This is a genomic window from Amycolatopsis solani, from assembly GCF_033441515.1.
Taxonomy (GTDB): Bacteria; Actinomycetota; Actinomycetes; order Mycobacteriales; family Pseudonocardiaceae; genus Amycolatopsis; species Amycolatopsis solani.
The window spans coordinates 483,967-501,206 of the sequence record NZ_JAWQJT010000004.1; the positions used below are offsets into that span (position 1 = coordinate 483,967).

Annotated in this window: 18 protein-coding genes; 6 read left to right on the forward strand and 12 right to left on the reverse strand. The window is 73.8% G+C overall.

Annotation, left to right across the window (positions count from 1 at the left end; translation table 11 throughout):
- Positions 1 to 4 precede the first annotated feature (4 nt).
- From SD460_RS46420 to SD460_RS46440, 5 genes are read right to left on the reverse strand one after another with little or no spacing between them, the layout of a single operon-like run.
- A complete protein-coding gene (locus tag SD460_RS46420; RefSeq protein WP_318307790.1) occupies positions 5 to 199 on the reverse strand; it encodes a ferredoxin in 195 nt (64 codons plus the stop codon).
- On the reverse strand, positions 196 to 1,326 hold the full coding sequence (locus SD460_RS46425) for an NADH-ubiquinone oxidoreductase-F iron-sulfur binding region domain-containing protein (protein ID WP_318307791.1): 1,131 nt from the start codon (positions 1,324 to 1,326) through the stop codon (positions 196 to 198). Before SD460_RS46425 ends, SD460_RS46420 begins: the two co-directional genes overlap by 4 nt.
- Positions 1,323 to 1,892, reverse strand: a complete 570-nt coding sequence (locus tag SD460_RS46430) for a ferric reductase-like transmembrane domain-containing protein (protein ID WP_290062754.1) — start codon at positions 1,890 to 1,892, stop codon at positions 1,323 to 1,325. The genes SD460_RS46425 and SD460_RS46430 overlap by 4 nt, the downstream gene beginning before the upstream one ends.
- Positions 1,889 to 3,187 (reverse strand): FAD:protein FMN transferase, encoded by a 1,299-nt coding sequence (locus SD460_RS46435; protein WP_318307792.1) that lies wholly within the window; start codon positions 3,185 to 3,187, stop codon positions 1,889 to 1,891. The genes SD460_RS46430 and SD460_RS46435 overlap by 4 nt, the downstream gene beginning before the upstream one ends.
- Positions 3,184 to 3,423 carry a hypothetical protein gene (locus SD460_RS46440; RefSeq protein WP_290061695.1) on the reverse strand — a complete coding sequence of 80 codons (240 nt, stop codon included), beginning with the start codon at positions 3,421 to 3,423 and terminating at the stop codon, positions 3,184 to 3,186. Before SD460_RS46440 ends, SD460_RS46435 begins: the two co-directional genes overlap by 4 nt.
- 237 nt (positions 3,424 to 3,660) lie before the next feature.
- Between SD460_RS46440 and SD460_RS46445 the strand changes: the two genes are divergently transcribed.
- The 3 genes from SD460_RS46445 to SD460_RS46455 are packed head-to-tail and all read left to right on the forward strand — an operon-like array spanning position 3,661 to position 6,748.
- Positions 3,661 to 4,527, forward strand: a complete 867-nt coding sequence (locus tag SD460_RS46445; protein ID WP_290061696.1) for an alkaline phosphatase family protein — start codon at positions 3,661 to 3,663, stop codon at positions 4,525 to 4,527.
- Between the two features lie 5 nt (positions 4,528 to 4,532).
- Positions 4,533 to 5,777: an MFS transporter gene (locus SD460_RS46450; protein ID WP_318307793.1), complete on the forward strand. Its 1,245-nt coding sequence runs from the start codon at positions 4,533 to 4,535 to the stop codon at positions 5,775 to 5,777.
- The gene (locus tag SD460_RS46455) at positions 5,774 to 6,748 is read left to right on the forward strand and encodes a TolB-like translocation protein (RefSeq protein WP_290061698.1); all 975 of its coding nucleotides are present in this window, start codon (positions 5,774 to 5,776) and stop codon (positions 6,746 to 6,748) included. The genes SD460_RS46450 and SD460_RS46455 overlap by 4 nt, the downstream gene beginning before the upstream one ends.
- Positions 6,749 to 6,753: 5 nt before the next feature.
- On the opposite strand, the gene SD460_RS46460 is transcribed toward SD460_RS46455, so the two are convergent.
- Positions 6,754 to 7,146, reverse strand: a complete 393-nt coding sequence (locus SD460_RS46460) for a hypothetical protein (RefSeq protein ID WP_290061699.1) — start codon at positions 7,144 to 7,146, stop codon at positions 6,754 to 6,756.
- A 227-nt stretch (positions 7,147 to 7,373) separates the two neighbouring features.
- Between SD460_RS46460 and SD460_RS46465 the strand changes: the two genes are divergently transcribed.
- Complete coding sequence (locus SD460_RS46465) at positions 7,374 to 8,324, forward strand: glycoside hydrolase family 6 protein (RefSeq protein ID WP_318307794.1); 951 nt, start codon at positions 7,374 to 7,376, stop codon at positions 8,322 to 8,324.
- On the opposite strand, the gene SD460_RS46470 is transcribed toward SD460_RS46465, so the two are convergent.
- Positions 8,311 to 9,648, reverse strand: coding sequence for a 3-hydroxybutyrate oligomer hydrolase family protein (locus SD460_RS46470; protein WP_290061705.1), 1,338 nt, complete (start codon positions 9,646 to 9,648; stop codon positions 8,311 to 8,313). The genes SD460_RS46465 and SD460_RS46470 overlap by 14 nt on opposite strands.
- 191 nt (positions 9,649 to 9,839) lie before the next feature.
- Here SD460_RS46470 and SD460_RS46475 point away from each other — a divergent pair, with 191 nt between their 5' ends.
- On the forward strand, positions 9,840 to 11,036 hold the full coding sequence (locus SD460_RS46475; protein WP_290061701.1) for an extracellular catalytic domain type 1 short-chain-length polyhydroxyalkanoate depolymerase: 1,197 nt from the start codon (positions 9,840 to 9,842) through the stop codon (positions 11,034 to 11,036).
- On the opposite strand, the gene SD460_RS46480 is transcribed toward SD460_RS46475, so the two are convergent.
- Positions 10,998 to 11,558: a TetR/AcrR family transcriptional regulator gene (locus SD460_RS46480; protein WP_318307795.1), complete on the reverse strand. Its 561-nt coding sequence runs from the start codon at positions 11,556 to 11,558 to the stop codon at positions 10,998 to 11,000. The genes SD460_RS46475 and SD460_RS46480 overlap by 39 nt on opposite strands.
- A 48-nt stretch (positions 11,559 to 11,606) precedes the next feature.
- On the opposite strand from SD460_RS46480, the gene SD460_RS46485 reads away from it, so the two are divergent.
- Positions 11,607 to 12,506, forward strand: coding sequence for an NADP-dependent oxidoreductase (locus tag SD460_RS46485; RefSeq protein ID WP_290061703.1), 900 nt, complete (start codon positions 11,607 to 11,609; stop codon positions 12,504 to 12,506).
- Positions 12,507 to 12,706: 200 nt separating this feature from the next.
- Here the strand turns inward: SD460_RS46485 and SD460_RS46490 are convergent, their stop codons facing one another.
- The 4 genes from SD460_RS46490 to SD460_RS46505 all read right to left on the reverse strand — a co-directional run bounded on the left by SD460_RS46490 (position 12,707) and on the right by SD460_RS46505 (position 17,169).
- On the reverse strand, positions 12,707 to 14,578 hold the full coding sequence (locus SD460_RS46490) for a helix-turn-helix domain-containing protein (protein WP_318307796.1): 1,872 nt from the start codon (positions 14,576 to 14,578) through the stop codon (positions 12,707 to 12,709).
- Position 14,579: 1 nt separating this feature from the next.
- The gene (locus tag SD460_RS46495; RefSeq protein WP_290062783.1) at positions 14,580 to 15,908 is read right to left on the reverse strand and encodes an MFS transporter; all 1,329 of its coding nucleotides are present in this window, start codon (positions 15,906 to 15,908) and stop codon (positions 14,580 to 14,582) included.
- A 34-nt stretch (positions 15,909 to 15,942) separates the two neighbouring features.
- Entirely contained in the window at positions 15,943 to 16,692 is a 750-nt protein-coding gene (locus SD460_RS46500) for a 3-hydroxybutyrate dehydrogenase (RefSeq protein ID WP_290062782.1), read from the reverse strand.
- A gap of 90 nt (positions 16,693 to 16,782) precedes the next feature.
- Entirely contained in the window at positions 16,783 to 17,169 is a 387-nt protein-coding gene (locus tag SD460_RS46505) for a VOC family protein (RefSeq protein WP_290062781.1), read from the reverse strand.
- Between the last annotated feature and the right edge of the window lie 71 nt (positions 17,170 to 17,240).

Genomic DNA, 17,240 nt, shown 5'->3' on the forward strand with positions numbered 1-17,240 from the left:
ACGCTCACTCCTTCCGCAGCCGCAACGCCAGCGCCGGGCACGCGTTCGCCGCGCGGCGGGCCTCCGCCGCCAGTTCCGGCGGCACCGGTCCCCGCGCGAGTACCGGGTACCCCCACTCGTCGAGCCGGACGAGCTCCGGCAGCAGGTCCGCGCACAGCCCGTGCCCGCGGCAGGCGATCGGGTCCACCGAAAGCTTCACGCCACTCCCTCCAGCACCCGGCACCGGCCGCCGGCCTGGTGCGTTGCCACGTCCGCGGTGAACGTCCGCAACGCGCTCGCCGCCAGGCGGGCCGCGCCGTCCGGGTGGGCGCACGCGCCGCGGCCGGTGAGCAGTGGGAGGCGGTGGGCCAGCCGGTTCGCGGACGGGCCGCCCCGCACCAGCTCCGCGAAGTCCGCCGCGACCGCGGGCAGGCCGAACATGCACGGGCCGCACTGCCGGGCCGACTCCGCCGCCAGGAACGCCAGCACCTTCGCCGTGTACTCGAGCCCGCACGCGCTCGCGGGCAGCGCGTACACCGCCGGGATCGCCGACAGCCCGAGCCGCAGGTCGGCCGTCCAGCTCCCGCCGTAGCCGCCGACGAGCACCGCCTGCACCGGCTCGGTCTCGCCGCCGGCCGCGGTCAGCACCGCCGCCAGGGACGGGCCCGACGGCAGCTCGACGACGCCCGGGTGCCGGACCGCGCCGGTCACCGTGACCAGGTCTGTGCGCGAGGCGCGGTAGTGGTGCGGACCGAGCAGCACCACCGACGCCAGCTGCGCCAGCGTCTCGACGTTGTCCACCAGCGTCGGACGGCCGCGCACCCCGCGTTCGGCGGGCCGCGGCTCCTTGCCGAGCGGCCGGGCGTCGCCGGACGTCAGGTAGTGCACGAGCGCGCTCTCCTCGCTGGCGACGTACCGGCGCGGGATCTCCGCGATCCGCACCGGCACGCGGTCGTCGCGCTCGGCCAGCGCCGCGGTGACACTCGGCAGCACCGGGCTGCCCGCGTGCACGCACAGCACGGTTTCGGCGGCGCCGATGGCGTGCGCGGCGAGTTGCAGGCCGTCGAGCACGAGGTGCGGCGCCACCGTGAGCAGCGCCGCGTCCTTCCCGCTGAGCGGGTCGCCTTCGCAGCCGTTCGCGACGACGATCGAGCGCCGCGACCGGGCCGCACGCAGCTTCACCGCCGTCGGGAAGCCACCGCCGCCCCGGCCGCGCAGGCCGGCCGACTCGACGGCTTCCACCAGCCGATCGCGCCCGGCGTCGTCGTGGTAGGCGACCCACGGCACGACGCCGTTGCGGCGCCGGTGCCCGGCCAGGTCGAGCCGGTGCGGGGGCAGGATGCTCATCGGGTGCCTCCCAGCGGCGAGAGCTTGCGGATTTCGGTGTCGGCGTGCTTCACGCCGGCGCGGTAGGCGACGGCGCCGAGCACGGCCAGCGCGCACAGCACGTCGAGCGCGACGATCCAGCCGCGCGCGGCGTCGTCCTCGGCCATCCCGATGCCGTGCACCAGCGCGACCGGCCAGCACAGGTAGGCCAGCCAGTGCACGGCCCGCCACACCCGCGCGGGCAGGCGGGTCCGGACCAGGCTGGTGACGACGATCGCGAGCAGCAGGTCGATCGCGACGGCGCCGAGGCCCACCCAGAACGGCTGGTAGCCCGCGCCGAACGGGAGCACGACGTCCAGCCAGTTCAACGGGACGTAGCCGTCGAGGACCGCCGACGCGATGTGCACGGCGAGGAAGGCGAGACTGGTCAGCGCGAGGTTCCGGTGCACCGCCGCGACGGCGAACCGCGGCCACGCGGGCGTCGCGAACCGGCCGGCGCCGAGCGCGCCGAGCACGACGACGCCGGTGAAGAGCACGAGCGAGACGAGCCCGGTCGCGCGGCTGAAGTACCAGACGGCGGCGCTCACGACGGCCACCCGGGCGTGGTGACGACGTCGCCGCCGAGGCCGACGAGCCGGGCGGGCAGCCTGCGCTGGGTGAGCCACTCCGGCGCGTCCGCCCCGAGGACGACGGCCGCGGTGGCGGCGGTGTTGGCGTCCACAGTGGACTCCGCGGCGACGGTCACGGTGCGCCAGCGCGGTTCCGGCACATCACCGGTGCGCGGGTCGACGATGTGGTGCACCGTCCGGCCACCGCGCCGCCAGCGCCGCCGGGTGATCCCGGAGGTGGCCAGGCCGAAGTCCCGGTGCAGGGCGACGGTGGCCTCCGGGGCGGCGACGGCCACGGCGTGGTCATCGGCCAGCGCGACCTGCCACCCCCCGGCCGGCACCCGCCCGGCGGCGCGCAGATCCCCGCCGAGGTTGACGAGGACACCGCAGCCGACGACGGAGTGGATCCGCCACGCGGCCCGATCGGCGGCGAGGGCTTTCGCGGTGGCACCGAGGTCGAGGTGTACCCCGCGCGGCAGGACGACGAGGCGCTGCCGGGGGTCGAAGAGGACGCGGTGCCAGCCGGGGGCGGGGGTGGGTGGCGGGAAATCGCCGGAGCCGACGCGCCCAGCCGACGCCGGCTCGGCGCAGCAGGCGGGCCCAGTCGGACTCGGCTCGCCGGCGGCGGTGGCCGGCTCGCCCGAGCGGGCCCGGCCAGCCGAAGCCGGCCCACCAGCACCAGTAGCTGGCCCGGTGAACCCCGCCCGGCCAGCCGACCCCGGCTCGCCAGCGGCGGTGGCCGGCTCGCCCGAGCGGGCCCGGCCAGCCGAAGCCGGCCCACCAGCACCAGTGGCTGGCCCGCCGAAACCCGCCCGGCCAACCCAACCCGGCTCGCCGGCCGCCAGGTCGCGACCGGTCGGCGGCCGTCCCGCGGAATCGCGGTCGCACGAACGCCCAGCCGCGGCAGGTTCTCCGCCGGCCGAGCCTGAACCGCTCTCGCCCGCACCCGACTCGCGTCCGGCCACCTCGGCGAAGTCGCGGTCGTACCCCAGCTCCCGGACGGCCGAACCCACCGTGGGATCGACCAGCCCGTCGCTCACCCTGGCCGCCCGCAGCGCCACGCCCAGCGCCTCCGCCAGCAGCGGCCCCACCCGCACCTGACGTCCCGCTGCCTCGTGCAACCGCGAGATCTCCGAGTCCGCCCGGAACCGGCTGCACGCCAGATCGATCGCCGCCAGTTCCTCGTGCAGCAGCTCGACCGCCGCATCGAGCCGGGACGGGTCCGTGACCAGGACCTCCGCCGTCGTGCCCAGGGCGCGGAACGCCGTCGTCACGACGCGCCCGATCCCGTGTGCGCGGAACCCGAACCGGAACTCAAGCCGCTGTCCGGGGCCTGCAGCTGATCCTGGTCACCAGTCGTGTTCTGCACGGTGTCCGCGTTCGCCGACGACAGGCCGAAGCCGATCGCGCCGGCCGCGGCCGCGGCCAGCAGAGCTGCCGCCGCCGTGGCCAGGGCGGCCTTGCGGCGGCCCCGTTCCCGGTGAGCGGTCCGGTCAGTCGAGGGGTCCATGGGATCGAGTGTCGGCGGGCTTCCTTTGAGCGAGCTGGGAGCGACCTGTCAACTCCCTGACCGGCCACTGTGGACACCTACCAAAGGAGGTTGACACCGGAAAGCCATTAACCCACTCTTTCCGTTGTCCGCCGAAGGTTCCCTGGTGTTCACCGACCGGACCGCGCAACGGCACGCAACCGCCCTCCGGCGTGAGCATCATGAGGCGCCCTCACCCACCACACGCTGGAGGACCCCATGATCCGCAAGCGGATCGCCGCCGTGTTCGCCGTTGCCGCGCTGGTCACCACCGGAGCGGTCACGGTCGTCACCCGGACGGCCGAACCCGCCGTGCAGCCGACCGCGGCGGCCGTGCCGGCGTTCGACCACATCGTCCTGGTGATGTTCGAGAACAAGAAGTACTCCTCGATCAACGGCAGTTCCAGCGCGCCCTACTTCAACACCCTCGCCTCGCAGAGCGCGAAGTTCACGAACTCCTTCGCGATCACCCACCCGAGCCAGCCCAACTACGTCGCCCTCTTCTCGGGCGCGACGCAGGGCGTCACCGACGACAGCTGCCCCGCCAACCTCGGCGCGAAGGCCAACCTCGGCCAGCAGCTGATCGGCGCGGGCAAGACCTTCACGGGCTACTCCGAAGCCATGCCCTCCGACGGCTACACCGGCTGTTCGAGCGGCACCTACCGCCGGAAGCACAACAGCTGGGTGGACTTCTCGAACGTGCCCGCCGCCAGCAATGTCCGGTTTTCCGCCTTCCCGTCCGACTTCACCCGGCTGCCCACCGTCGCCTTCGTGACGCCCGACATGTGCAACGACATGCACGACTGCTCGGTCGGCACCGGCGACACCTGGCTGAAGAACCACCTCGACGCGTACGCGCAGTGGGCCAAGACCCACAACAGCCTGCTGATCACCACCTTCGACGAGGACAGCGGCACGTCGGTCAACCAGATCTTCACCAGCTTCACCGGCGCCCACGTCAAGGCCGGCAGCTACAGCGAATCGATCAACCACTACACCGTGCTGCGCACGATCGAGGCGTCCTACGGCCTGCCGGGCATCGGCGGCGCCGCGAGCAAGTCGCCGATCCTCGACGTCTGGCAGTAACCCGCGTGTACCTCTCCACCATCGGCCGCCGGGAGCACGCCGCGAAGGGCAAGCTCTCGGCGGTCGGCGCGAACGTCTTCGCGCTCGGCGCGGTCAGCCTCGTCACCGACGTCTCCTCGGAGATGGTCACCGCGATCCTGCCGGTCTACCTGGTGCTCGGCCTGCACCTCAGCCCCGCCGCCTACGGCCTGGTCGACGGCCTCTACACCGGTGCGACGGCGCTGCTGCGGATCGTCGGCGGGTACGTCGCCGACCGGGTCCGGCGGCGCAAGGCCGTGGCCGGCGTGGGGTACGCGCTGTCCGCGGTGGCGAAGCTCGGCCTGCTCGCGGCCGGGGCGTCGGCGGCCGCGATCGGCGCGGTCATCACGCTCGACCGCACCGGCAAGGGCCTGCGGACCGCGCCGCGCGACGCGCTGATCACGTTGTCCGCGCCCGAACCGCTGCTCGGCCTGGCGTTCGGCGTGCACCGCGCGATGGACAGCGTGGGCGCGTTCGCCGGCCCGCTGGTCGCGCTCGCCGTGCTCGCCGCGGTCGGTACCGCCGACCCCGAAGCGTTCGACGCCGTGTTCGTCGTCAGCTTCTGCGTCGCCGCGATCGGCGTGCTGCTGCTGGTGCTGTTCGTCCGCGACCGCCGGACCCCGCGCAGCGACCCGAAGGCGGTCTCGCCGCGGGCGGCCGCGGCGCTGCTGCGCGGCAGCGGCGTGCGGCGGCTGCTGGTGGCGGCGTGCGTGCTCGGGCTGGCCACGGTCGGCGACGGGTTCGTCTACCTGCTGCTGCAGCACAAGGAGGACATCGCCACCGGCTGGTTCCCGCTGCTGGCGGTCGGGACGAACCTCAGCTACCTGCTGCTCGCCGCGCCGCTGGGCGCGCTGGCCGACCGGATCGGGCGGCTGCCGGTGGTGCTCGGCGGCTACGGCGCGCTGGCCGTCGTCTACCTGCTGCTGGCCGGGCCGGCGTCCGGGTGGCTGCTGATCGCGGCGGCGCTGGCGTTGTACGGCGCCTTCTACGCGGCGACCGACGGCGTGCTGATGGCGCTGGCCGGCCCGCTGCTGCCGGAGTCGTTGCGCACCACGGGGATCTCCCTCGTGCAGACCGTCCAGGCGCTCGCGTACTTCGCCTCGTCCGTCCTCTTCGGACTGGCGTGGCAGTTCTGGGGCCCCGAGCTCGCGATCGGCGTCGCCGCGGGCGGGGCCGTGGTCGCGATCGGTGTCACGTTCGCCGTCCTCTCGCCCCGGAAGGCCGCCGCATGAAGGTCCGGATCCTGATCGCCGTCGCCGGGGTGCTCGTGCTGGCCGGGGCGGCGGTCGCGTACGTCGGGTTCGCGAGCGCGCGCGGCCACGACGTCACCGCGACCGGCGCGGTGAGCCTCTCCCCCGGTCCGCGCCTGCTGTTCCGCAGCACCGCGGACGCCGACCGCGGGCACGTCGCCACGGTGTCCGCCACCGACCCGGGCGGCGCGCGGACGGTGTCCCCGCTCTCGTGCAGCCGGGTGTACGCCGCCGGCGGCACCGGGCTGTGCCTGCGCCCGGACGGCGACCTGACCACCTACCAGCTGGTGGCGCTCGACGCGCGGCTCGCGTCGACGCGGGAGATCCCGCTGGTCGGGCTGCCGAACCGGGCGCGGGTGTCGGCGGACGGCCGGATGCTCGCGTGGACGGTGTTCGTCACCGGGGATTCGTACAACGGCGGCATGTTCTCCACCCGCGCCGGCATCCTGGACACCGCGACCGGTGACCTGGCCGGCACGCTCGAGGACTACGCGGTGACGCTCGACGGCAAGCCGTACCAGGCGGCCGACCTCAACTTCTGGGGTGTCACGTTCACCGCCGACGACCGCCACTTCTACGCGACCATGTCGTCCGCGGGCCACCGGTACCTCGTCGCGGGCGACTTCGCCGCGCACACGATCCGGACGCTGCGGGAGAACGTCGAGTGCCCGTCGCTGTCCCCGGACGGCACGCGGGTGGCGTTCAAGTCCGCTGTGGACGGTGACCCGGCCCGCGGCTGGCGGCTGTCGGTGCTGGACCTGGCGGCCTCGAAGGTGACGCCGCTGGCGGAAACCCGCAGCGTCGACGACCAGCCGGCCTGGCTCGACGACCACACGATCGGCTACGGCGTGGCCCGCGGGCCGGGCCACGCGGACGTCTGGTCGGTCCCGGCGGACGGCACCGGCGCCCCGCGCCTGCTGATCCCGGAGGCGGAGTCGCCGTCGGCGTTGTGACTGCCTCAGTCCAGCTGGCGCAGGCCGTCCAGGATGCGCCGCATGAGGTCGCTGTCCGGGGCCGCGAACGCCAGCTGGGGCACCAGCTTGCGGCCGCCGGGGCGCGGTGGCGGGAGGGCACGGGGCACCCGCCACGGCAGCCCGTCCAGCGACGTCTCGCGGCCCGTCTGCCGCGGGATCGGCAGGGTCGGCAGCGCGATCGTGCCCGCCTCCGCCAGCCGGCGCGCCGCCTGCTCGAAGCGCAGCCGCGCCTGGATGCCGGCCACCGTGAAGTCGGGCTCTTCGTCCGGCTCGGGGAGGCGGCGGCGCCGCTCGAGGGCGATCGCCCAGGCCGCGGCGGCCAGCGCCGGGAGCAGCACGCCGGCCACGATGACGAGGCCGGGCAGGTCCGCGGCCATCAGGTGGCCCCGGCGACGGGTAGCAGCATGGCGTTCACTTCCGGATGGACGGTTCTTCCGAAGCATGGCCGACACCTGGCTCTTCGACGTGAACGGGTTCCGCGGACCCCGGGACGTTTCGGGGTAGCCGGAAAGCAGCCCCCTCACCAGGTAGTACGGCCACCCGGGGCCACCGGTTCACCCCGGTTTTGTACGGCTCGTGTACCCGCACTCGGCACACTCCCGGAATGCGCATTTCGACCTGTCTCATGGCCGCCGCGCTGGCGCTGGCCGGCCTCGCGTCCCCGGCTCTCGCCGCGGACGGCAACCCGCTGGAGAAGACGAACGGCTTCTACGTCGACCCGGACTCCAACCCGGCGGTGTGGGTCCGCGACCACGCGTCGGACAGTCTCGCGGGCCCGATCCGGACGTCGATCGCGACCAAGCCCGGCGCCCGCTGGTTCGGCACCTGGAGCGGCGACATCCGCACGGCGGTCGACAAGTACACCTACGCCGCCGACGTCGCCGACAAGCTGCCGGTCCTGGTCGCCTACAACATCCCCGGCCGCGACTGCGGCGGCGAGTCGACCGGCGGCGCGGGCAGCCCGCAGGCCTACCGCGACTGGATCTCGGCGTTCGCCGACGGCATCGGCGGCAAGCCGGCGATCGTCGTCCTCGAGCCGGACGCACTGGCCCAGCTCGACTGCCTGACCGGTACCGCCCGCACGGACCGCGTCGACCTGCTGAAGTACGCGGCGACGCAGTTCGCGCAGAAGGCGCCCAACACCTGGGCGTATATGGACGGCGGCAACGCCACCTGGATCCCGGCGGCCACGATGGCGTCGCGGCTGAAGCAGGTGGGCGTCCAGTCCATCCACGGCTTCGTGCTCAACGTGTCGAACTTCTACTCGACGGCCGAGTCGACGACGTACGGCAAGGCGGTCGGCTCGGCACTGGGCTACGCGGCACCGTTCGTGGTCGACTCCAGCCGCAACGGCAACGGCCACGGCACGGACTCCGAGTGGTGCAACCCACCGAAGCGCAAGCTGGGCGCGCCCTCCCAGCTCGGCGGCGGCCCGGAGATGCAGCTGTGGATCAAGGTCCCCGGCGACTCCGACGGCAGCTGCGGCTACGGCACGGGCGTCCCGGCGGGAACGTTCAGCCCGGCACTGGCCACCCACCTGATCAAGGGTGACTGACCAGGTCGCACGAAGTCGCCAGCTCCGCCGGGGTCGCGCCGGCGGGGCGGGCGATCGTCGCCGACGCCGGGGGCCGGATTCCGCGCAGCCAGCCCGTCAGCGCGTCGAACGCCGTGCGGAAGCACGGGCCGAGCGGACGCAGCTGGTCGGGGTAGACGTCGACCAGGCCGTCGACGTGGTTGCCGCCCTCGACGCGGTAGTACCGGTGCAGGGCGCCGCGGCCCGCGTCGCTGATCATCCGGTCGTAGACGTCCGAGTCGCGGGTGATCGGCAGCAGCGTGTCCAGCGTTCCGTGCAGCGTCAGCAGCGGCTTGCCGATCCGGCCCGTCAGCGAAATCCGCTCCACCGCCCGTGCCACCGGCGCGGGCCGCGACGAGTACGCGTAGTCCGCGTCACACGACGGCGTTCCCGAGGCGCAGAACGGAGTTCCGGCCAGCGCCGCGCCGTCGAACGCCGGGTCGACCTCCTCGCGGTAGATCCGCTGGGTCAGGTCCCAGTAGACGCGGTAGTGGTAGTCCCACAGGAACTCCGACCCCGGCGCGAACCCCGCGTCCAAAATGGACTGGTGCGCGGCCTCGGACCCCGCCGCGTACGCCGGGTACGCCCGCAGTGCCGGGGGCAGGAACGTGAACAGGTTCGGCCCGTCGGCACGCCACAGCGTTCCCTCCCAGTCGACGCCACCGTCGTAGAGCCACGGCCGGTTCTCCAGCTGCCACCGCACCAGGTAGCCGCCGTTGGACAGGCCGGCGGCGAGGGTCCGCGCGGGCGGGCGCCCGTAGTGGCGGGTCAGCGCGCCCTTCGCGGCCAGCGTCAGCTGCGTGACGCGCGTGTTCCACTCCGCCAGCGCGTCGCCCGGGCGGACGCCGTCGGTGTAGAACGCCGCGCCGGTGTTGCCCTTGTCGGTCGCGGCGAAGGCGAAGCCCTCGGCCAGTGCCTGGTCGCCGATCGCGCGGTCGTTCGCGTACTGGCGGCGCACGCCGGGCGCGCCGGCGACGACGAGGCCGCCGTTCCAGCGGTCGGGCATCCGCAGTACGAACTGGGAGTCGTGGTTCCAGCCGTGGTTCGCGTTCGACGTCGAGGAGTCCGGGAAGTACCCGTCGACCTGGACGCCGGGGACGCCGCTCGGCGACGGGAGTCCCGCCGACGTCAGCCCGGCCCAGTCGGCCTCGACGGTGTGCCCCGTCGCGAGCGTGCCCGTCGTCGTCAGGTCATCGAGGCAGACGGCGACGGACTTCTCCGCGCCCGGCACGTCCGCCCGGCAGCGCCCGGCCGCCGCCGTCGCCGGTGCGGGCAGCGCCGCCACGAGCGCACCCGCCACCACCAAGGTCAGCCAACCCCGCACGGTCCACCTCCGGTCTCGTCGATGGGACAGAACTCAAGCGCGTGCGCCGCCGCCGAGCCATCCCGGCGGTCACCATGAAACCGCGCCGCGATGTGGTGGACGGCCACATGGTCCGAACCGCCGAGCCGTCTTAGCGTCGCTGGAAACCCTCTCAACGACGAGAAGGACTCCCCATGCGCAAGCTCGCCTTCGCCGGACTGGCCGTCATCGCCGCCGCCGCGCTCACCACCGTCGGCGTGGCCGCCGCCGACCCACCGCCGTCGTCACTGGTCCAGGTGTCGAACTTCGGCTCGAACCCCGGTGCGCTGGCGATGTACACCTACACCCCCGCCGGGCTCGAGTCCGGCCGCCCGGTCGTCGTCGCCCTGCACGGCTGCACGCAGAGCGCCGCGGACTACTACGCCCATTCCGGCTGGCCCGAGCTGGCCGACCGGTGGCGGTTCGAGGTGGTGTTCCCGCAGACGTCGACCGCGAACAACTCGCTGAAGTGCTTCACCTGGTTCGACCCCGCCGACGACACCCGGGGCAAGGGCGAGGCGGCGTCCGTGAAGTCCATGGTGGACAAGGCGGTCGCGGACCACGGCTCGGACACCTCCCGCGTCTATGTGACGGGCCTGTCGGCCGGCGGCGCGATGACCGCGGACCTGCTCGCCGCGTACCCGGACGTCTTCGCCGGCGGCGGGATCGACGCCGGGATCCCCGCGCAGTGCGCCACGAGCATCACGCAGGCGTCGAGCTGCCAGCAGAACAACCAGAACCTGAGCCCGGCGCAGTGGGCGGCGAAGGTCACGGCGCAGAACCCCGGCTACGGCGGGCCGTGGCCGCGGGTCGCGATCTGGCAGGGCACCGGCGACTACACCGTCTACCCGGTCAACGGCACCGAGCTGCGTGACCAGTGGACCGCGGTGCACGGCGTTTCGCAGACGCCGACGAGCACCCAGTCCCTGCCCGGCGGCACGACGCTGACGAACTACGCCGACCGGGTCCAGCTGTACTCGATCGCGGGCATGGGCCACGGCACCGCCGTCGACCCGGGCTCCGGCACGACGCAGTGCGGCAGCACCGGCGCGTACTTCCTCGCCGGGATCTGCTCCAGCTACTACACCGGCGTGTTCTGGGGGCTGGACAAGGGATCCGGGAGCACGACGACGGCCACGCCGCCGACCACGACGACGAGCACCCCGCCGTCGGGGACGTGCGTGAGCGCCAGCAACTACGCCCACACGCAGGCCGGGCGCGCGCACCAGAGCGGCGGCCAGGTGAACGCGAACGGCTCGAACCAGGCCATGGGGCTGTGGAACACCTTCACGACGCACGCGCTGAAGGAGACGTCACCGGGTTACTGGGTGCTCGCCGACGGGCAGTGCTAGCAGGCCGGTGAGCAGCACCGCGGTCAGCCGGCGCGCCGCCGGGCCTGCCGACGGGATCGCCAGCAGCGCGACCCGGACGTCGTCGAGCGACACCCGGGGCCGGAGGACGCCGTCGGCGCGGGCCCGGTCGACCAGCCGCGCGAACGCCTCGGCGTGCGCGCGGCGCCGGTCGGCGAACCCGGGCCCGCCCATGGCCTCGATGAGCCCCGGCTCCCGGACCCGCCACTCGCCGAAGCGGTGGAACGTCCGGGTCAGCGCGCGGCGGCTGTCCGGGTCGGCGAGCGCGGCCGACAGCTCCCGCTCGCACCGGTCGGCCTGACCGGCGAGCACGGCCGCGAGGAGGTCGTCGCGCGAGGGGAAGTGCCGGTGGACCGTCGCCGGCGCCAGCCCCGCGCGCCGCGCGATCTCGCGCACCGGTACGTCCGGGCCGCGCTCGGCGAACGCCGTGTGCGCCACGGCGACGAGGTGACGGCGGTTGTGCTCGGCGTCGGTCCGGCGTTTCCGAGTCTGTCGCTCCCGCACGGCTCTCACTTCCCGTTCCTCGCCCGTGATCACCCCTACCGTAGGCCCGTGTTCGCGATTCGGTTCGAGCGGTTCGGTCCGCCGGAAGTCCTGTCCAGGGGAGAACTCCCGGAGCCGCACCCCGGTCCCGGGCAAGTGCGGGTCCGGGTGCGGGCCGCCGGGGTGTCCCCGGTCGACCTGGCGATCCGCGCCGGGAAGTCGCGCTCGCCGATCGCCCTGCCGCACGTCCCCGGCGTCGACGCGGCGGGCGTGGTCGACGAATCGGCCGCCGACAGCGTCTCGGCCGGCGACGAGGTCTTCGGCGCGGTCGACGTCGCCCGGCTCGGCGGGGCCACCGCGGAGTTCGCGGTGCTGGACTTCTGGGCGGCGAAACCGCCCTCGATGCCGTGGGCGCAGGCCGCCGGGGCCGCGTCGGGGATCGAGACGGCCACCCGCGCCCTCGACCTGCTCGGCCTCCGCGCCGGCTCGACCCTGCTGGTGGACGGCGCGTCGGGCGGGGTCGGCAGCCTCGCCGTCGGGCTCGCCCTCGCACGCGGCGCGCGGGTGATCGGCACCGCCGCGCCCGGCAACCAGCAGTTCGTCGAAAGCCTCGGTGCCACCCCGGTGCCGTACGGGCCGGGTCTGCGCGAGCGCGTGCCGGGCCGGGTCGACGCCGCGCTCGACGTCGCCGGGAGGGGTTCCTTGCCGGAGCTGGTCGCGCTCACCGGCACGCCGTCGTCGGTCGTCACGCTCGCCGACTTCGGCGGCCCGGCGCACGGCGTCCGCGTATCGGTCGGCGTGCTGGGCGGCGAGCCGCACGGACGGCACGGCCTCGCCGCGGCGGCCCGCTGGTTCGAGCAGGGCCGGTTCCGCGTCCCCGTCGAGGCGGTCTTCGAAGACGCCGCCGCCGCGCACGCCGCCGCCGAACGCGGGCCGCGGCGCGGCAAGCTGATCGTCGCGGTGGCTTAGAGGTCAGTTCGGAACGAGCTGGCGTGTCGGCTCGTCGTCCGGTGCGGATGCGCAGGCCGCCGGCAGGTGACCCCGGAGGCGCCGGACAACGCGGTCGTCGGCGCGCTCGCGGCCGGGGTGGCGGAACCGCCGCGGGTGTACCGGAAGCAGGGGTTCGAGCCGCTCCCGCAGCTGGCCGGTCAGAATCCTGAACCGACCCCTCAGGCTTCGCGGAGGCGGTGCAGGCGCAGGGCCAGCTGGATCTCCAGCGCGCGGTCCGGCGCCTGCCAGTCCTCGCCCAGCAGCGACGCCACCCGTTCCAGCCGCTGCACCACCGTGTTCACGTGGACGTGCAGGACGTCCTTCGTGCGCGCCAGCTGCGCCCCGTTCGCGAAGTACGCCCGCAGCGTCGCGACGAGTTCGGTGCCGCGGCGCTCGTCGTAGTCGAGCACCGGGCCGAGCGTCTGCCGGACGAACGCGTCGAGGTCCGCGCGGTCGCCGAGCAGCTGGCCGAGGAAGCCGAGCCCGGTCATCGCCGCGCCTTCGCCGGTCCGGCCGAGTGCGAGCAGCGCGCGGACGCAGCGCGCGGCTTCCGCGTGGGCGTCCGCGATCGCCGACGGGCCGCTCGCCGGGCCGGCCGCGCCCACCGTGACCGGGCGGCCGGTGGCCGCGCCGAGGTCGGCCGCCACGCGCCGGGCCAGCTCGTCCGGGTCGCCTTCGCCGAGCAGCACGACTTCCTCCGCGTGCACGCCGACCAGGGTCGCGTGCCGGGCGGCCGCGCTCGCCACCCGCCGCCGCGAACCGCCGTCGGCGTGCGCGACCAGCACCGCGTGCGGTGCCGACAGGTCGATGCCCAGCCGGCGGCCGCGGGCCAGCAGCGCACGGGGGTTGCGGTCCGGCGCGGTCAGCAGGTCGGTGAGCAGCTCGCCGCGGACCTCGTCCTCGGCCCGCACCACCGACCGCCGGAGCATCAGCAGCAGCGCCGTCACGACGCCGGCGCGTTCGAACAGCCGCCGGTCGGGTTCGGTCAGCCCGGGGCGGCCGGCCAGCGCGAGGCTGCCGAGCAGTTCAGGACCGGCCTGGACCGCGCACACCCAGCAGTCCTTCGTGGACACCGCGCGCCCGGCGGCGCGGGCCGCGGCGAGCGCGGCCGGGTCGAGGGCGACCGGGTCCGCCGAACTGGCCAGGAGCGTGCCCTCGGCGTCGTACACCGTGAGGTCGCCGTGCAGCACACCGGCGACGGCGGCGGCCACGTCCGGCAGGTCGCCGCCGCGCAGCACCAGGTCGGTGAGCCGGTCGTGGGCGTCCTCGGCGCGTTCCATCGCCTCGTTCTGCGCGCGGATCGTCGCGTTGGCCTCGTTGAGCTCGGCGACCGCGCGGCGTGTCTGGTCGAGGAGGTTCGCGCTGTCCAGCGCGATGGCCGCGTGGTCGGCCAGCGAGGACAGCAGGGCCACTTCGTCCGCGGTGAACTCCCGCGTGGCGCGGTCGGAGGCGAAGAGCACGCCGAGCACCTTGGGGCCGATCGCGAGGGGAACGCCGAGGATCGCGGTCAGGCCTTCGTCCTTGACGCCGGAGTCGATGTGCCGGGTGTGCTTGAACCGCTCGTCGTTGAAGTAGTCCGAAGTCGCGTACGGCCGCGCGGTCTGCGCGACCAGCCCGCCGAGGCCCTCCCCCATGCCGAGCACGATCTGCTGGAACTCCGCCGACACCGACCCGTCGCTGACCCGGACGTAGGTCTTGTTCTCGGCCTCCCGGTTCAGCGACAGGTAGGAGACGTCGACGCCGAGCAGTGCCCGCGCGCGGCGGACGATCGAGCGCAGCACGGTGTCCGGGTCGGACAGCGCGGCGAGCTCGCTCGCGGTGGCGAACAACGCGCCCACCTGGGCTTCGCGCCGCCGGTGCTCGTCGAGGGTCTCGCGGATCCGCAGGGCCAGCTCGCCCGCGGTGGCCAGCGCGGCCAGATCGCCCGCGCCGAGGGAGCCTTCGGCGCGGGCGGCCACGACGACGTGCGCCAGCTGCTCGGTGCTCGCCCCGGAGGCGAGGAGGTCGAGCAGCCGGCGCAACGCGTCGGAAGGTGCGGTCACGGCGGTCATGCTAGGGCGAAACGGTCGCCTGCTCCGCCTGAACGCCCTCGTCGTGCAGGGACTGGCCGCGGGTCTCGCCGGCCGCCAGCAGGGCGATCACGGTGAGCAGGCACATCCCCGTGACGTACAGCGACACCGGCACGGTGCTGCCCCAGGCCGAGAACAGCGCCACCGCGATCAGCGGCGCGACGGCGCCGGCGGCGATCGAGGACAGCTGGCCGCCGACCGACAGCCCGGTGTAGCGGACGCGGGTCGGGAACTGCTCGGCGAAGAACGCGGCCTGCGGGCCGTACATGGCGCCGTGCAGCACCAGCCCGACGGTCGTGGCCAGGACGATCACGGCCGACGACTTCGTGTCCAGCAGCGCGAAGAACGCGAAGCTCCACACGGCCATCCCGATCGCGCCGAACAGGTAGACCGGGCGGCGGCCGACGCGGTCGGACAGCGCGCCCCACATCGGGATGGTCACGAAGTGCACGGCCGACCCGATCAGGACCGCGGTCAGGCCCATGCCCTTCGGCAGGTGCAGGCCGGTCGTGACGTACACCAGGATGAACGCGGTGATCACGTAGTACGACACGTTCTCGGCCATCCGGGCGCCGATGGTGACCAGCACCTCGCGCCAGTTGTGGCGGAAGACGTCGACGACGGGGACGTGCTTCTCGCCGCGCTCCGCGGCCCGCTGCTGAGCGGCGAGGAACACCGGCGACTCGGAGACGGCCAGCCGGATCCACAGCCCGATCAGCAGTAGCACCGCCGAGAGCAGGAACGGGATCCGCCAGCCCCAGGACAGGAAGGCCGCGTCGGACTGCGTCGCGGACAGGATCGCCAGCACGGCGGTGGCCAGCAGGTTGCCGCCCGGCGCGCCGCACTGCGGCCAGCTCGCCCAGAACCCGCGGCGGCGGTCGTCGCCGTGCTCGGAGACGATCAGGACGGCGCCACCCCATTCCCCGCCGAGCGCGAAGCCCTGGACGAGGCGGAGCAGCGTCAGCAGCACCGGAGCCGCGACGCCCGCGGAGGCGTAGGTCGGCAGGACGCCCATGAGCGCGGTCGAACCCCCCATCAGCGACAGGCTGACGATGAGCAGTTTCTTGCGCCCGAGCCGGTCGCCGAAGTGCCCGAACACCAGGCCGCCGATCGGGCGGGCGAGGAACCCGACCGCGTAGGTCAGGAACGCGAGCAGCGTGCCGGTGAGCGGGTCCGCCGTCGGGAAGAACAGCTTGTTGAACACCAGTGCCGCGGCCGAGGTGTAGAGGAAGAAGTCGTACCACTCGATGGTGGTGCCGATCAGGCTCGCGCCGACGATCTTGGCGATCGCCGACCGGTGGGGTTGGCTCACTGCGGGCTCCACTTCCTTGTGGGGTTGGCGGGATCTAGGCGGCGGTCCAGCCACCGTCGAGCGGGATGGACGCCCCGGTGATGTGGCCGGCGCGCGGGGAGCACAGCCACACCACCAGGGAAGCGACGTCATCGGGTTCGATGAGCTTCTTGATCGCGGCCCGCCGGAGGAGGACCTCGGCGACGACGTCGTCGCGCGGGATGCCGTGCTCGGCGGCCTGCGCGTCGATCTGGCCGTCGACCAGCGGGGTGCGGACGTACCCGGGGTTCACGCAGTTGCTGGTGACCCCGTGCTCGGCGCCTTCGAGCGCGGCGACCTTGGAGAGCCCTTCGAGCCCGTGCTTGGCGGCGACGTACGCGGCTTTGTAGGCGGACGCGCGCAGCCCGTGCACGCTCGACATGTTGACGATCCGGCCCCAGCCCTTGGCGTACATCGACGGCAGCGCGTGCCGGATGAGCAGGAACGGCGCGGTGACCATCAGCGCCTGGATGCGCGTGAAGACCTCCGGCGGGAAGTCCTCGAGCGGCGCGACGTGCTGGATGCCGGCGTTGTTGACGAGGATGTCGACCTCGGCGGGCAGCGCGGCGATGGCGGCCGGGTCGGTCAGGTCGGCGGTGTGCGCCCAGCCGCCGGCTTCGGAGGCGGCGGCTTCGGCGCCTTCGGCGTCCACGTCGACGACGTGCACCTTGGCCCCGGCCGCCGCGAGAGCGCGGACGCAGGCGAGGCCGATGCCCCCGGCCCCGCCGGTCACGAGGGCGGTGCGCCCGTCCAGATCGCTGGTCATGGACGGGAACGGTAAGCGTGACCCGCGTCGCGGGCCATGTGCGCGGCGGCTACAAGTCGCGAAGATCCCGTGGTGTCGCCGCACACCCCGTCAGCGGGCCAGCACCGCCAGGTAGTGCGCGTTGGTCATCACGCCGAGGACGTTCCCGAACGGGTCGACGACCGACGCCGTCACGAATCCCGGCCCGCGTTCGGTGATCGGCTCGTGCTCCCGCGCGCCCAGCTCGTGGAGGCGGGCGACGGTCGCCTCGAGGTCGTCGACGTGCCAGTAGACGATCTCGCCGCTCGCCCCGCCCCGGCTCGCCGGGACGTACTTCCGGTCGATCAGCCCGAGCTCGTGCTGGTGGTCGCCGATGCGGAACTCGGCGTATCCGGGCCGCTCGAAGTACGGCTCGATGCCGAGGAACCCGGCGTACCACTCCTTGGCGGCTTCGTGGTCATCGGCGAAGTACGAAACGGTGGCCATTCCTCGCAGCATGTCTGCTCCTCTTCAGCGGGTGTGGAGCCAGCATGCGGGGTAAAAGTGCGCACGGAGTGAGCACTTTGTTT

Coding starts and splice junctions, on each gene's coding strand:
- SD460_RS46455 (WP_290061698.1), top strand. CDS start 5,774: ATGAAGGTCCGGATCCTGATCGCCGTCGCCGGGGTGCTCGTGCTGGCC.
- SD460_RS46490 (WP_318307796.1), bottom strand. CDS start 14,578: ATGACCGCCGTGACCGCACCTTCCGACGCGTTGCGCCGGCTGCTCGAC.
- SD460_RS46460 (WP_290061699.1), bottom strand. CDS start 7,146: ATGGCCGCGGACCTGCCCGGCCTCGTCATCGTGGCCGGCGTGCTGCTC.
- SD460_RS46440 (WP_290061695.1), bottom strand. CDS start 3,423: ATGGACCCCTCGACTGACCGGACCGCTCACCGGGAACGGGGCCGCCGC.
- SD460_RS46500 (WP_290062782.1), bottom strand. CDS start 16,692: ATGACCAGCGATCTGGACGGGCGCACCGCCCTCGTGACCGGCGGGGCC.
- SD460_RS46475 (WP_290061701.1), top strand. CDS start 9,840: ATGCGCAAGCTCGCCTTCGCCGGACTGGCCGTCATCGCCGCCGCCGCG.
- SD460_RS46505 (WP_290062781.1), bottom strand. CDS start 17,169: ATGCTGCGAGGAATGGCCACCGTTTCGTACTTCGCCGATGACCACGAA.
- SD460_RS46425 (WP_318307791.1), bottom strand. CDS start 1,326: ATGAGCATCCTGCCCCCGCACCGGCTCGACCTGGCCGGGCACCGGCGC.
- SD460_RS46465 (WP_318307794.1), top strand. CDS start 7,374: ATGCGCATTTCGACCTGTCTCATGGCCGCCGCGCTGGCGCTGGCCGGC.
- SD460_RS46445 (WP_290061696.1), top strand. CDS start 3,661: ATGATCCGCAAGCGGATCGCCGCCGTGTTCGCCGTTGCCGCGCTGGTC.